At 67.8% G+C, this 14,701-nt stretch carries 11 protein-coding genes; 6 read left to right on the top strand and 5 right to left on the bottom strand.

Going from position 1 to position 14,701, the window contains the following annotated elements; all coding sequences use genetic code 11:
• Window positions 1-10 precede the first annotated feature (10 nt).
• Window positions 11-1,066 (top strand): ABC transporter ATP-binding protein, encoded by a 1,056-nt coding sequence (locus tag OHB24_RS34530; protein ID WP_327635088.1) that lies wholly within the window; start codon window positions 11-13, stop codon window positions 1,064-1,066.
• On the opposite strand, the gene OHB24_RS34525 is transcribed toward OHB24_RS34530, so the two are convergent.
• From OHB24_RS34525 to OHB24_RS34505, 5 genes are all read right to left on the bottom strand, one after another.
• Window positions 1,067-2,239: a hypothetical protein gene (locus OHB24_RS34525; protein WP_327635087.1), complete on the bottom strand. Its 1,173-nt coding sequence runs from the start codon at window positions 2,237-2,239 to the stop codon at window positions 1,067-1,069. It abuts the gene before it with no gap.
• Entirely contained in the window at window positions 2,236-2,739 is a 504-nt protein-coding gene (locus tag OHB24_RS34520; protein WP_327635086.1) for a SigE family RNA polymerase sigma factor, read from the bottom strand. Before OHB24_RS34520 ends, OHB24_RS34525 begins: the two co-directional genes overlap by 4 nt.
• Before the next feature lie 18 nt (window positions 2,740-2,757).
• Window positions 2,758-3,558 carry an SGNH/GDSL hydrolase family protein gene (locus OHB24_RS34515; protein WP_327635085.1) on the bottom strand — a complete coding sequence of 267 codons (801 nt, stop codon included), beginning with the start codon at window positions 3,556-3,558 and terminating at the stop codon, window positions 2,758-2,760.
• The gene (locus OHB24_RS34510) at window positions 3,555-4,841 is read right to left on the bottom strand and encodes an alpha/beta hydrolase (protein WP_327635084.1); all 1,287 of its coding nucleotides are present in this window, start codon (window positions 4,839-4,841) and stop codon (window positions 3,555-3,557) included. Before OHB24_RS34510 ends, OHB24_RS34515 begins: the two co-directional genes overlap by 4 nt.
• Before the next feature lie 92 nt (window positions 4,842-4,933).
• A complete protein-coding gene (locus OHB24_RS34505) occupies window positions 4,934-8,374 on the bottom strand; it encodes an NACHT domain-containing protein (protein ID WP_327635083.1) in 3,441 nt (1,146 codons plus the stop codon).
• Window positions 8,375-8,442: 68 nt separating this feature from the next.
• Here OHB24_RS34505 and OHB24_RS34500 point away from each other — a divergent pair, with 68 nt between their 5' ends.
• The 5 genes from OHB24_RS34500 to OHB24_RS34480 all read left to right on the top strand — a co-directional run bounded on the left by OHB24_RS34500 (window position 8,443) and on the right by OHB24_RS34480 (window position 14,698).
• Window positions 8,443-9,042 (top strand): VOC family protein, encoded by a 600-nt coding sequence (locus tag OHB24_RS34500; protein ID WP_327635082.1) that lies wholly within the window; start codon window positions 8,443-8,445, stop codon window positions 9,040-9,042.
• A 134-nt stretch (window positions 9,043-9,176) separates the two neighbouring features.
• Window positions 9,177-10,013 (top strand): MIP/aquaporin family protein, encoded by an 837-nt coding sequence (locus tag OHB24_RS34495; protein WP_327635081.1) that lies wholly within the window; start codon window positions 9,177-9,179, stop codon window positions 10,011-10,013.
• Window positions 10,014-10,040: 27 nt separating this feature from the next.
• A complete protein-coding gene (glpK, locus tag OHB24_RS34490) occupies window positions 10,041-11,558 on the top strand; it encodes a glycerol kinase GlpK (protein ID WP_327635079.1) in 1,518 nt (505 codons plus the stop codon).
• Between the two features lie 34 nt (window positions 11,559-11,592).
• Window positions 11,593-13,305 (top strand): glycerol-3-phosphate dehydrogenase/oxidase, encoded by a 1,713-nt coding sequence (locus tag OHB24_RS34485; RefSeq protein WP_327635078.1) that lies wholly within the window; start codon window positions 11,593-11,595, stop codon window positions 13,303-13,305.
• Between the two features lie 241 nt (window positions 13,306-13,546).
• Complete coding sequence (locus tag OHB24_RS34480) at window positions 13,547-14,698, top strand: hypothetical protein (RefSeq protein ID WP_327635077.1); 1,152 nt, start codon at window positions 13,547-13,549, stop codon at window positions 14,696-14,698.
• Window positions 14,699-14,701 lie beyond the last annotated feature (3 nt).

Here is a 14,701-nt window from a genome sequence, read left to right as displayed (position 1 = left end):
CGGGACGACTGTGACTACTACTGACGCCGAACCGACGCCCGTTGTCCCCGCGATCGGCGAGGAGATCCTGTCGGTCGACGGCCTCGTCAAGCACTTCCCGATCCGCAAGGGGCTGCTGCAGCGTCAGGTCGGCGCCGTCCAGGCGGTCGACGGCCTGACCTTCAACGTGACCCGCGGCGAGACGCTGTCGCTGGTGGGGGAGTCGGGCTGCGGCAAGACCACCACCGGCCGCTTGCTGACCCGGCTGCTGGAGCCGACGTCGGGCAAGATCGTGTTCGAGGGGCGGGACATCAGCCACCTCAGCGAGGGGCGGATGCGTCCGCTGCGTCGCGACGTACAGATGATCTTCCAGGACCCGTACGGTTCGCTGAACCCGCGGCACACGGTCGGCAAGATCGTCGGCGCGCCGTTCCGGCTGCAGAACGTGAAGACCGAGCACGGCACCAAGCGGGCCGTGCAGGAGCTTCTCGAGCTCGTCGGTCTGAGCCCGGAGCACTACAACCGGTACCCGCACGAGTTCTCCGGCGGTCAGCGGCAGCGCATCGGGATCGCGCGCACGCTGGCGCTCCGGCCGAAGCTGATCGTCGCCGACGAGCCGGTGTCCGCGCTGGACGTGTCGATCCAGGCCCAGGTCGTGAACCTGCTGGAGGACCTGCAGGAAGAGTTCGACCTGACGTACGTGATGATCGCGCACGACCTGTCCGTCGTACGGCATGTGTCGGACCGGGTCGCGGTCATGTACCTCGGCAAGATCGTCGAGCTGGCGGACCGCGTCAGCCTGTACGAGAAGCCGATGCACCCGTACACGGTCGCGCTGCTGTCCGCCGTACCGGTGCCGGACACGAAGCGGAAGGGCAAGCAGGAGCGGATCCGGCTGCAGGGCGACGTCCCCAGCCCGATCAACCCGCCGCCCGCGTGCCGCTTCCACACACGCTGCTGGAAGGCGCAGGAGATCTGTAAGACCACGGAGCCGCCGCTGGTCGAGCTCGCCCCGGGTCACCAGACTGCCTGCCACTTCCCGGAGAACGTGGAGGCGCCGGCCGCCAAGGCGGAGCCGGCGAGCTGATCATTCGCCCTGATCGATGATCGGGCGTCCGGTCGGAAGCGCGAACGGCGTGACCCGCGGCGGCTCCTTGCTGAAGGTGAGCTTGGAGAACTCCTTCGCGACAACGGTGCACGCGCTGGTGGAGGCGTTGCACGTGACCAGGTCCACCACGTCCGAGTTGGTGCCTGATCGCACGCCGGCTGCGGTGAAGTTGGTGTCGTCGAGCCACTGACCGAAGAAGAAGTCCCAGTACGGGCGTGGCAACGGGCCTCCTCGGTCCGCTGTCACGCCGAACAGCTGGAGGCCGGACCAGCTGGGCTGAATGCCCATCATGGCATCGTCCGGTTGTGTCACGAGGTACGTCGCGTTGGGCGACAGGAACGCCTGCTGACCGCTGTATGTGGTCCGGTTTCCCGTGGTGAGGGTGGGACCGACCTTCAGCGAGTGGCCTGTGCCCGCCTGATCGAGCGGCTGCTGGTACACCAGTTGACCCGAGGTCACGGTGCGGACCGCGACCGGTGACACCTTGGCGATGAATTCGCGCTGGTTGGTGCGGATGTCCCAGCGGTACAGGCCGTCCAGCGTGCCGAAGTACGCCGTGTTGCCGTCGATGGCGACGATCTCCGGGCCGTAGGCGAGGCTGGCGTACTTCGGGATCTTGTTGCCGATCGGGGTCCGCACGAGTTCGCGGCCCGCGGCGACGTCGTACACGACCGACTCGCCCTGGTCGTTGTGGGTCTCGACCCAGGCGACCAGATTGCCGCGGTGGTCGGCGGTCAGTTGCCAGGCGCTCTTGCCGAGGCTCCGTACGCCGGACCGGTCGGCCACGTGGATGGCGTTCTCGGCGTTCAGGAACACGAAGCCCGCGTCGGTCTGGACGAACGCGGTCACGGTGTGCGGCGCCACCGAGATGACCTCGGAGCCGTAGCGGATCTCGTTGCCGAGCGCAAAGGTCGCGCGGCGTTGGGTGAACGGACCGGGACGGGCCGGCTGAGGTTGTTCGTTGCGAGGCCTCAGCACACTTGCTCCGCCGACGGCCACGGCCGCGGTCGCGACGGCACCTCCGAGGATGCCGAGCGTGCGCCGCCGGGCGGCGCGGTGGTTGCCGGCCGCAATGATGCCGTCGAGGTCGAGCGGCGGCGGCTCGGTACCGGCGGCGCGCTCGGCCAGTGTGTCCCTGAGGAGGTCGTTCATTCGATTCCTGCCTTCAGCACGACGTCGGAGCCCAGGCGGGCCCGGAGTTTCTTGAGTGCGTCGGAGACCTGGCTCTTCACGGTCCCGACGCTGCAGCCGAGGATCTCGGCGGTTTGTGGCTCGGTGAGGTCTTCGTAGTAGCGCAGCACCAGCGCGGCCCGTTGCCGCGGCGGGAGCTTCTGCACTTCGCGCCACAGCCAGACGCGGGCGGTCGCGTCGTCGGCGCTGACGGGCTGATCGGGTACGTCGTCGTACGGCCGCTCCGCCCGCCAGGCCTTCCGGCGCCACCAGCCGATCGCGGTGGTGGTGATCGCGCGGCGGGTGTACGCCTCGGCGTTGCTCGGATCACGGAGACGGTGCCAGCCGACGTACGTCTTGACCAGCGCCTCCTGGACGAGGTCCTCGGCGAGGCCGCGGTCGCTCGTCAGCAGGTACGCGTACCGGAAGAGCGCGCCATGCCTGCTGGTCGCGAACTCGGCGAACCCGTTCGCCTCGGCCATCCGTCCCCCTTGGTCTGTCTACCCTCCCTGACGTGGGGACGTAGGCAAAGGGTTGGGCGTTGCAGCAAGGAGCAACCGGGCGATGAGCGCGTGACCGGCCGCGTTCGGGTGGTCACCGTCGGAGGCGAGCAGCGCGGTGATGTCTGCACTGTCCTCGAAGGGCGTGTAGATGTCCACGTACGTCGCATCGTCGGCCCGCGCCGCGGCGGCGATCGCGTTGTTCGTGCGGACCGTCAGCTGGTCGCTGGCGACCCGGCCGCTCGGGGTGTACTGCTGCTTGGCCACGTCGCCGTCCTTGAAGACGTTCCAGTAGCCGGTCATCAGGATCGTCGTCGGCAGGTCGCCGCGGAGCGCGTGCACCCGGCTCAGGATCCGGCCGAGGTTTGCGGTCAGCTGCTCGTACTCGTCGGACACGCAGTCGCCGGTGCACTGTCCGCTGGTGACGTCGTCGTGGTGGTCGCCGAAGTCGTTGGCGCCGATCGTGAGCAGTACGACGTTCGCGGCTGTCGTGGCGTGCTCGACGGGGGAGTTGCGCTGATCGAGCTGCTGCAGCAGACCGGTCGAGTCGAGGCCGGCGACGCCTTGGTTGTCGACCGTGACCGGTACGGCGGAGCGGTTGTGGAGGAGGTCGCCGTACAGCTGGGGGAACGCGGCGCAGTCGCAGTTGGAACCGGACGTGACCGAGTCGCCAAGGGCCACCACCCGGACCTGACCGGGCGTCGGTGGGAGGACCTCGCTGACCGTGTCGGCGCCGGCGATCGCGCTGACGAACCCGAGCACGAGCAGGCCGGCGGCGAGCCGTGGGAGTGTGTGGATCACGCCGGTTTGGTGTGGCTCCCTTCGTGCTGTGGGAGGACGAGCTGGTTCGCGAGCCAAGGATAGGCCGACGCGAACGCGGGCGCCGCGAACTGCCACACGTGGGTGCCGGGCGAGATCTCGACCCGCGACCAGATGCCGACTTTGGCCCCGGCCTTGGACAGCTCCTCCGCCTCGTGCTGATGGCGAAGCTCCGCGGTGCTCGTCAGGAACAAGCCGTTGACGCCCCGGTACTTGCCGTGGGCACGCATTACGAGCAGCGGCTCGTTGGCCTTCTCGAGCGCCACATTGCCGCCGTACAGATCGTGCAGACTGGCAGCCGGTGTCGTCGTGTACGGCGCGAGGTCCCCGGAGATGTCGACGAAATGATCGAACACGTCCGGGTGCTCCACGACGAGGTCGAGGGCGCACGTGCCGCCCATCGAGAACCCGGCGACGGCCCACTGCCGCGGGTTGCTGGAGGCACCGAACGTCTTCTCGACGTACCGCGGGATGTCCTCGTCGAGATGGTCCGCCGAGTTGCCTCGCGGCCCGTTCACGCACTCGGTGTCGTTGTCGAAGCGATGCGTGGCGTCGACGAACACCAGGATCGGCGCGTACCCGTGGTGCCGGTGTGCATACGCGTCGGACACCTGTACGGCGTTGCCGAGCCGCACCCAGTCACCCGGCCCGCCGCGCTCGCCACCGACCAACTCGACGACCGGCAGCGCCTGCCGGTGCGCGCTGTGGACGAACCAGATCGGCGGCAGGTACACCAGCTCCTGCCGGTGGTCGAAATGGCTGTACGTCGCGGGAATGTTCACCGCCACGAGCCGCCCGGCCGTCGGCATCTTCGTCGAGCGGGCATCGTGCGCGAGCCCCGACATCGATACCTGACCCGGCAGCGGAGCGTTCGTCCAGTCGTTCATCGCGGAGTCGATCGTCGGGTAGTACCCGACGAACTGGTTGATCCCGTTGGCACCCACCAACGCCGCCAACCCCGCGGCCACCACAGCCGCCCCCCGCCGCCACCACCGAGCACTTCGCCACCCGACCCCGAGCACGATCAACGCTCCGACCGCCACCCCGAACCACAACCAAACGACGAACGGCAACGGATCCGTCAGCCCGACCACCTTGGCCCCCGGATAAGCCGCAACCAGCGTCACCAACGCAGCCCCACCAGCCAACCAAGGCACCCGCCGCCGCCACCGCCGATCCCGCCACCCGACCGCCGCAACCAACACCCCCGCAGCCAGCACCTCCAGCACCACCGGAAACCATCCCCCAAGCAGCGACACACCCATCCGACCCTCCGAAACCTGAGCAGACCCAAACCCCAGACGCCCGACCACAGCGAATGGTTGGCACGGCCGACTCAGCCCCTCTCAGCGCCTACTCAGCTACCTGCGAGATCCCGCAGTGCAGCGAACAGTTTCGTGCCTGGCACCCTGACAACCCTGCGGCTGCGCAGGTACTTCCGAACGAAGTCGACGCTCCTGTCAGGCCAGGTCTCCGCAACGTACAGCGCATCCTCCGGAGCGATCCTCTCCAGATAGTCGCCCGGCAGGTCGCAGAACATCTGCGGAACGTCTGGCTGGACGGCCCAGTGGTCCGGGCCGCTGACCCGCAGATACGTGACGAATTCGGGGGCGAAGTAGTGGTCGCAGGTGATCGGCATCGACTGCGCGACATAGCGGTCGATCTCGAGCCGCAGTACCTCCAGTTCGCTCCGGTCGCTTCCGGTGGCGTGTGCTTCGGCGCGCCAGAGCACCGCGACGACCGTCGTCGACCGGGCCGGGTCTGCGGCGTACAGGTAGTCGCGCAGCTCGGGCATCGCGGTCAGCAACCCGGGGTGGCTGCCGACGACCGCCGCGAGTTCGACCTCATAGCCGGCCGACGGCGGCGGCAGGACGACGGCGAGCAGCCGCCGGACGTAGTCGAACGACAGGTGCGGAGCGGTCCGCGTGAGCAGGCACAGGATCGATTGCTTGACATTGGGATTGATTTCGCTGCTCCCGGAGAGCGTTCTCAGGATGCGCTCGAACCAACTGTGGTCGTAGGGCAACAGGCGATCGAACTGCGGTACGACCGTGCCGATGAAGGCGACGGCCGCGATGTCCTCCATGGCGGCCACGTCGGCGGGACGCCAGACATCGTCTTCCAGAGGCGTAGCGACGGCCCCAATCATGAGTCTGGTCCTGTGCTCGAGATCTCCCAGCAGCCCAGCCTCGTTCAGAAACGGATCGAGAGTGGCCCCGGGGAGCGTGAGTCGTGCTTCCTCGAGGTCGATCGGCGCCTTGGCGGGTTCAATGGTCAGCATTCCCATCACCGTCCTCCACGACGGCAGGTCGAGCCCGGCGCGCCAGAGGCGAACCATTCGGGTCCACCGTTCTGCGGTGTCAGTGCCGACCACGGAGCGGATCGGCACCGGCTGGGCGCGCACGGCGCGCAGCAGCGTCAAGTTGGCGGTGTAGCAGGCTCGGCGCCGGACCGGGTCATAGGGGAGGGGCCTGTAGAGCGGGTCGCCGGTATCGGGGCGGGTGAGTTCGCGCTGGAGCAGGTGGCTGATGGTTTCCTGGAATGCCTCCCAATCCTCCTCGGTGAGGTGAATGTTCAGCTCCAGCGCGAACAGCAGGATCTGCTGGCTGGTGCTCAACGGTTGGTGGCTGAGGAGGCGGCGGAGGAGTTCGTCGTCCAGGCCGCCGGGGTGTGGGAGGGCGGTCTCCAGCTCGCGGTGCCGCATCAGCTGGACGAGGAGCTCTACGACGAGTTCTGCGACCAGGAATTCGCCGAAGGTGGCGTGGAGGAACTCGTAGGCGCTGCGTTGTTCGCGGTCGGCACGGGGGTTGTGGACGAACATGAATTCGCCGAGGACGCGGTCGGCCGCGGTCAAGGGCTGGATTCCCGCCGAAGCGTCGGCGGGTGGCTCGAGGGCGGCGAGATCCGCGTTCAGCTCGAGGTCGGTGATGTGTTGGCGGCCGCGGTTGAACATGCCGATCGCGGCGTACTGGAGCTGCCGACGTTGCTGACGCTGCAGCAGTTTCTGTTCGGACTCCGAAGCGTCCGGTGCGGTCTTCTCGGTGATCTGGCGGCTGATGAAGCGGTCCATGATCCGCTGGTACAGCTCGCACCGGGTCAGGTCGGCGCCCAGCTGATTGGTACCGAGTTCGGCCAGGTAGACGGCGAGCATGAGCAGCAGCAACGGCTGTCTGGTCAGATCGGTGATCTCGTCGGAGACCGTCATCTCCTCGATCTCGAGCGGAACGAACGTGTCGATCCCGGTGTGCGCCGCGTTCCAGGCGGTGAGCCACTGCTCGATCCGCGCTCGGTCGAACTCTCGCAGCTTGATCATCGGGGTGTCCGTCGCGATCTCGGCGCGGTCGGCGACGACGGTCCGGGACGTGACGATGACCGAGGTCGGCGTACCCAGGGTTCTGGCTCGTTTCTGGAAGTCCTCGACCTTCGACAGGTACGCCGACTGGGTGACGCCGGTGGCCTGGACGAGTTCGTCGAAGCCGTCGAGCAGTACGACGAGATGACAGCGGTGCGGGCAGACACTCGCGTCATCACAGAACTCGCATGCGCCACACTCCTGACGCAGCTCGTCGAGGTCGGCGTTCGGCCGCTGGAGCGTGCGCTGCAGCTCCTTGTTGATCTGAAGCGTCAGGTCATCGTCGGGATTGACCGATCGGAGCGGTACGCGGACGACTGCGAACGCGTCCTCCGGCAGCTGTGCGGCCAGCACCTCCGTGAGCAACGACTTACCGGCACCAGGGTGGCCGAGCAGAAGCAACGGCCGTCGAGCGCCCTCGGGACTCGCCAGGTAGCTGGCGAGGTACTCGACCAGTGACGAGTGCTCGGGCTGCCGCGACCACCAGTCCTCGTCAGAGGGTCGCGATTGATCGTCTGCGACCGCGTAGTGGAAGGACGGCTCGACGAACCCGTCCCGCACCGGAGGCGACGCGACGGACTGCGTACGGGAGCGCAGGAGCGGCTCGTCCAGGACCTCACGTGCCGCCAGCGCCAGCTTCTCGCGGTAGCTGTTCCGCGGCGCGGGACGGCCCGGCATCACCATCGCGAGCATCGTCCGCAGGTCGCCGAGCGCCGCTGCCTGTACGTCTGCCTGCGCGCGGATCAGCTCGCGGGTGCCGGAGAATTCGTTCAGCGTCACCCACAGACTGAACGGCGCGGACGTGCTGAGCTCTAGCAGCCGGCTCCTGTAGAGCGACGCGGCCCGTTCGACGATCGCGTCCAGCAACGCGGCAGACGGCACCGGCTCGAGCCGGCTCCAGGCCTCGAGTCCGGTGAAGAAATCGAGGCACCGTCGCCCCAGCCGCTGGTAGTACGGCTTGAGATTCCGGTCGAGGTTCTCCTCGAACCCGAGCTCCGGTGACGACAGCGGTACGACGGCATCGAACAGGTCGTCGGCGTCGGTTCCAGGTACCGCGAGCAGTTGGCGCCGCTCCTGATCGGTGAGGCCGAGCTCGCGGTACTTCGGGCCGATGATCTGGGGCAGCGCGTCGAAGAACGACGAGACGGCCGTGATCGTGTGCGCGGCCACGACAAGGTCGCGCTGATTCTTGTCCTTCGTGCCGCGCAGTCGCTTGGACACGTTCGTCACGATCGCGTCCAGCACGCTGACAGCTTCGTTCTTGGGATCGATCAGGGCCAGCCAGCCCGCTGCGGTGATGCCGACCACCGGGCCGCCGGCGACGAAGGCGGCACCGGCGCCTGCAACCAGGGCACCGCCGAAGATCTTGCCGAGGACGTCACCGGCTGAGCGGCCGGGGTCCACGAGCTCCAGCGCGCCGGTGAACGTGAAAGGCGAGCGGGCCACAGCGGTGCTCCTTGGAACGAGGCGAAACCGAAGCACAAACCTACCGAGTGAGTCGTAGGGTCGGGGGCATGCTTGATCATTTGGTTCTGGCTACTGAGGATCTTCAGGGGAGTGTGGCGGCGTTTGCTGCGGCTACTGGGGTTGAGCCTGTTGAGGGTGGGCGGCATGTGGGGCGGGGGACTCGGAACTACCTGGTTGGGTTCGGGGCTTCGTCGTACCTGGAGATCATTGGGCCTGATGTGGAGCGACCGGTCCAAGGGGTGATGCCGTTTGGGATCGAGGGGCTCCGGGGGTCGCGGCTGGTGGCTTGGGCGGTTCGGGTGGCGGATATCGAGGCTGCGGTGGTGGCGGTTCCGGAGCTTGGGGCGATCGAGCCGATGAGTCGGAGGACGCCGGCGGGGGAGTTGCTGAGTTGGCGGCTGACGTCGGCGGACCCGGCGCCGTACGACGGGATCGTGCCGTTCCTGATCGACTGGGGGACGAGCCGGCATCCGGCCGAGTCGGGATTGCCGTCGGTGGAGCTGGTCGACTTCGGGGCGACGCATCCACGGGCGGGCGAGGTCAACGCCGTACTCGAGGCTCTGGATGTCGGTCTCAAGGCGGTGACGGGGGAGCCTGGATTGCAGGCCACCGTCGCCGGGCCGGGAGGTAGCTACTCGCTGCGGTGAGTTCACTGGGTGTCGCAGCCGGAAGTCCGGCGGGCCGCGTTCGACAATGTCGAACGATGGGCGTTGTGCCGCTTCACGATCGCTCCTACATTCCAGCCAGCCGTGGTCGTCACGGCGGGGAAGGGAGGTTCGGTATGGCTACGACCGAAGCGGTCAAAGCGAAGACCCTTCTGGGGGAGTGTTCGGCGGAACTGGCGGGCACGTTCATCCTGATCCTGTTCGGCGTCGGCGTGGTGGCGCAGGTGGTGGCGGGCGGGATCGGGGACCACGACTCGATCGCATGGGCGTGGGGTCTGGGTGTGACCCTGGGCATCTACACGGCGGGCCGGATGACCGGCGCGCATCTGAATCCGGCGGTGACGATCGCGTTGGCGGCGTTCCGCGGGTTCAGCTGGAAGAAGGTGCTGCCGTACTCGGTGGCGCAGTTCCTCGGGGCGTTCCTGGCGGCGCTCGTGGTTCGCTGGAACTACACCGAGGCGATCGGCAAGTTCGATCCCGGGCACACGATCAAGAGCCAGGGCATCTTCTCCACCTTGCCGGGCAACGGCAGCATGGATCTCGGCGTGGGCATGTGGGGCGGCTTCCGGGACCAGATCATCGGTACGGCGATCCTGATGTTCGTGATCCTGGCGATCACCGACCTGCGCAACACGTCCCCGGCGGCGAACCTGGCGCCGTTGATCGTCGGCCTGCTGGTGGTCGGGATCGGGATGGCGTGGGGCACCAACGCCGGCTACGCGATCAACCCGGCCCGTGACTTCGGTCCCCGGGTGGCCTCGCTGATCACCGGGTACGGAGGAGCACTCAAGGATCAGTTCGGGGACTTGTATTTCTGGGTGCCGATCGTGGCACCGATCCTCGGCGCGCTGGTGGGTGCGTTCCTGTACGACCTGCTGGTCGGCCGGAACCTTCCGATCGCCGACGAGGACGAGGAGCCGGGCCGCATCCCGGAGGAGAACACCACAGCATGAGCATGCAGCGTGAGGAGAGGACTTTCCATGGCTGACTTCGTCGGTGCCGTCGACCAGGGCACCACGAGCACCCGTTTCATGATCTTCGACCACTCCGGCAACGAGGTGGGCAAGCACCAGCTGGAGCACGAGCAGATCCTGCCGCAGGCCGGCTGGGTCGAGCACAACCCGGTCGAGATCTGGGAGCGCACGAGCTCGGTGATCCAGACCGCGCTGGGCTCGAAGGGTCTGCAGTCGAGCGACCTGGCGGCGCTCGGCATCACCAACCAGCGCGAGACGGCCGTGGTCTGGAACCGCAAGACCGGCCGGCCCTACTACAACGCGATCGTCTGGCAGGACACCCGGACCGACCGGATCGCGTCCGCGCTGGAGCGCGAGGGCAAGGGCGACGTCATCCGGCAGAAGGCCGGCCTGCCGCCGGCGACGTACTTCTCGGCCGGCAAGGTGCAGTGGATCCTGGACAACGTCGACGGCGTCCGGGCGGCGGCCGAGGCCGGTGACGCCGTGTTCGGCAACACCGACACCTGGCTGCTGTGGAACCTGACCGGTGGCGTGAACGGCGGCGTGCACATCACCGACGTGACCAACGCCAGCCGCACGATGCTGATGAACCTCGAGACCCTCGACTGGGACGACGAGCTGATCAGCTTCTTCAACATCCCGCGGCAGATGCTGCCGGAGATCCGGCCGTCGTCGGATCCGAACATGTACGGCGAGACGCTCGCCAACGGTCCGCTGGCCGGCGTCGTACCGCTGACCGGCGACCTGGGTGACCAGCAGGCGGCGACTGTCGGTCAGGTGTGCTTCAACCCTGGTGAAGCGAAGAACACCTACGGCACCGGCAACTTCATGCTGCTGAACACCGGCACCGAGCTGGTCCGTTCGAAGGCCGGCCTGCTCAGCACGATGTGCTACAAGTTCGGCGACGAGGACCCGGTGTACGCGCTGGAAGGCTCGATCGCCGTCACCGGGTCCGCGGTGCAGTGGCTGCGGGACCAGCTCGGCATCATCTCCGGTGCGAGTGAGACCGAGACGCTCGCCCGTCAGGTCGAGGACAACGGCGGCGTGTACTTCGTGCCCGCGTTCTCCGGCCTGTTCGCGCCGTACTGGCGGTCCGACGCCCGCGGCGCGATCGTGGGTCTGTCCAGGTTCAACACCAACGCGCACCTGGCGCGCGCGACACTGGAAGCGATCTGCTACCAGAGCAAGGACGTCGCGGACGCGATGGAGAAGGACTCGGGCGTGCGGCTCGACGTACTGAAGGTCGACGGCGGTGTCACGGCGAACGAGCTCTGCATGCAGATGCAGGCCGACATCCTCGGGGTACCGGTGAGCAAGCCGGTCGTCGCGGAGACCACCGCGCTCGGCGCGGCGTACGCGGCCGGTCTGGCCGTCGGATTCTGGAAGACCAAGGACGAGCTGGTGCAGAACTGGAACGAGGACAAGCGGTGGAACCCGGAGTGGAACGACGAGCAGCGCGCTCAGGGGTACGCCGGGTGGCAGAAGGCAGTCCAGCGCACGCTTGACTGGGTCGACGTCGACTGATCAGCAGTACATCTAGCTCGGAAGGACGAACACAGTGGCTGTAGTGGCTCTGTCACCGCAAGCAAGGGCCGACGCGATCGACGCGCTGGCCGACGGGCGCGAACTGGACGTCCTGGTGATCGGTGGCGGGGTGGTCGGCACCGGCGCGGCGCTCGACGCCGCGACCCGTGGTCTGACCACCGGACTGCTGGAGGCCCGCGACTTCGCGAGCGGCACCTCCAGCAGGTCCAGCAAGCTGATCCACGGTGGCCTGCGCTACCTGGAGATGCTCGACTTCCGGCTGGTGCACGAGGCGTTGCAGGAGCGCGGTCTGCTCCTGCAGCGCCTGGCACCGCACCTGGTGAAGCCGGTGCCGTTCCTGTACCCGCTCCAGCACCGCTGGTGGGAGCGGCTCTACGCAGGCGCCGGCGTCGCGCTGTACGACGGTATGGCGGTCAGCTCCGGCCTCGGTGCCGGACTGCCCATCCACCGGCACCTGACCCGGCGCGGCGCCATGCGGCTCGTGCCGTCGCTGAAGAAGTCGGCGCTGATCGGCGCGTTGCAGTACTACGACGCGCAGGTCGACGACGCGCGGCACACGATGGAGCTCGCCCGGACCGCGGCGTCGTACGGCGCCTTCGTCGCCAACCGGGTGAAGGTGACCGGTTTCCTGCGGCAGGGTGAGCGGGTCACCGGCGTCCAGGCGAAGGACCTGGAGAGCGGGCGCGAGTTCGAGGTGCGGGCCAAGCAGGTCGTGAACGCGACCGGCGTCTGGACCGACGACACACAGGCGATGGTGGGGGAGCGCGGGCAGTACCACGTCCGCGCGTCGAAGGGCATCCACCTCGTCGTACCGAAGGACCGGATCCAGTCCAGCACCGGGATGATCCTGCGGACCGAGAAGTCCGTGCTGTTCATCATCCCGTGGGGCCGGCACTGGCTGATCGGCACCACCGACACCGACTGGCAACTGGACAAGGCGCACCCGGCCGCGACCAGCAAGGACATCGAGTACCTGCTCGACCACGTCAACGCCGTCCTCACCACACCGCTCACCCGCGAGGACGTCGAGGGCGTGTACGCCGGTCTGCGGCCGCTGCTCGCCGGCGAGTCGGAGAGTACGTCGAAGCTGTCCCGCGAACACGTCGTCGCGCACGCGGCGCCGGGCCTCGTAGTGGTTGCCGGTGGCAAATACACGACGTACCGGGTGATGGCCAAGGACGCGATCGACGCGGCCGCGGACGCGCTCGACGGGCGGGTTCCGCGCAGTGTCACGAAGAACATCCCGCTGGTCGGCGCCGACGGCTACCAGGCGCTGTGGAACCAGCGGCACCTGATCGCGCAACGCTCCGGCCTGCACGTCGCCCGGATCGAGCACCTGCTGAACCGGTACGGCGCGCTGATCGACGAGGTGCTCGAGCTCGTCGCCGAGGACCCGTCGCTGGGCGAGCAGCTGCCCGGTACGCAGGACTACCTGAAGGCCGAGATCGTGTATGGCGCCAAGGCCGAGGGCGCTCGTCACCTCGACGACATCCTGGCCCGGCGGACCCGGATCTCGATCGAGGCCTGGGACCGCGGCGTCGGCGCCGCCGAGGCGGCCGCCCGACTGGTCGCGCCGATCCTCGGCTGGGACGAGGCGACGGTCGACCGCGAGGTCTCGTTCTACACCCGGCGGGTCGAATCCGAACGCGATTCGCAGGACCAGCCCGACGACGAGTCGGCCGACAAGGTCCGCCTGGAAGCACCGGACATCGTCTCCCCGGCCTAGACCCGGAGGGGTGGGGAGGGCTGCATTCCACAGCCCTCCCCAAGTCCGTCACAATCGGCGCGCAGGCGATGTATCAAGCGTTTGACAGTCGCGTCTCGACTAGAGCTCTTCGGGTGTGGCCGAAAGGGTTGCGGCTGTGGTGCCTCTGCGTGCGAACGTGTTGTGCAGGTTGTCCGCAGATGGGAGAGTGCGCGTGCCCCGGTGGTTCTCGCGAGGTCAGAAGGCTCCGGAGTACACAGGGGTGAACGACCGGCGCCAGCAGTTGATCATCGACGGTCTCCGCTTTCGGGGTATCGACGACACGGAGCCGGCCGATCGCGAGGAACGCGTCAGGTCGGCGGTGGAGCGGGTCTCTGTCCACGTGCAGCGGCTGTCCGGCGTACCTGACAAGCAGGAGTGGTGGCGTGCCGGGCGGGGCATCGGCGGAGATGCCATGGGCATCCGGTTCGAGCCGAACCACCCGGCGTACCCGGACGGCCGTCTGCATGTCGGCGACCGTCAGTGGGAGGTGCTGGGTGAGCTCACCCGGCAGTCCGGCACGGAGTTCGGGTCGTCGATCGGCGAACAGCGGGACACGCTGTTCGAGCTGGTCGCCAAGTCAGCGGATCGCTTCCGGGTGAACGCACCCGACGCACCGGACCATCGGCTTCCGATCGAGGACCGGCACTTCGTCGATCCGGGCGACGTTCGCGAGGCCGCGTTCTCCCACCGGGTGAACAACGTGTGGCTGCAGCAGAACTTCGGCGCGGTCGTCAACGGTCTGCGGGCCGAAGGTGTGTTGACCGACCAGACCGCTCAGCAGCTCCTGGAGAAATCGCCGAAGGACCGGGAGAGCATGGAGCGCTGGGCGGGTGAGCTCGCGGCCGGTCAGCTGACCGAGGGCGTTTACCACCGGCTGGCAGACCGTCCGGACAGCCTCGAGCTCGACCGGACCGACACCGCGGTGAAGGGGTTCCTCGACGACCTGGCCGCACAGAGCGGGACCGATTCCGCGATGTTTCTGAACCAGGTCCAGGTCGCGCCGCCGGCCCAGAAGTCGTGGCAGATCGCGGGCAGCCTGATGGAGAACTCGGCACTGCGTGATCTGGACCCGGAGAAGTACCTGGAGGCAAAGGAGAAGCTGAGCGTTGTGGTTGACGAACAGGCCTGGACCCTGACCACCGCGTCACAGCCGACCCAAGCCGCAAGCGGTCAGGTGATCGCTGCCTTGAAGGGCCTCGAGGCCGAGGCAGCCCCGTCGCCGCGTACCGCACCCCAGGAACGGTTCATCGACCCGCGCGAGGGTGTCGCGGAGCCTGGCAGCGGGTCCGCCGTACCAGCCACTGGAGATGGATCGGCCCCGCGTTCGGACCACCCGCACTCACGGAACCAGGGTCAGCACCTCGGGTCGTGACCT

Source organism: Kribbella sp. NBC_00482 (assembly GCF_036013725.1).
Classification (GTDB): domain Bacteria; phylum Actinomycetota; class Actinomycetes; order Propionibacteriales; family Kribbellaceae; genus Kribbella.
This window is presented reverse-complemented; position numbering and strand designations above follow the sequence as displayed.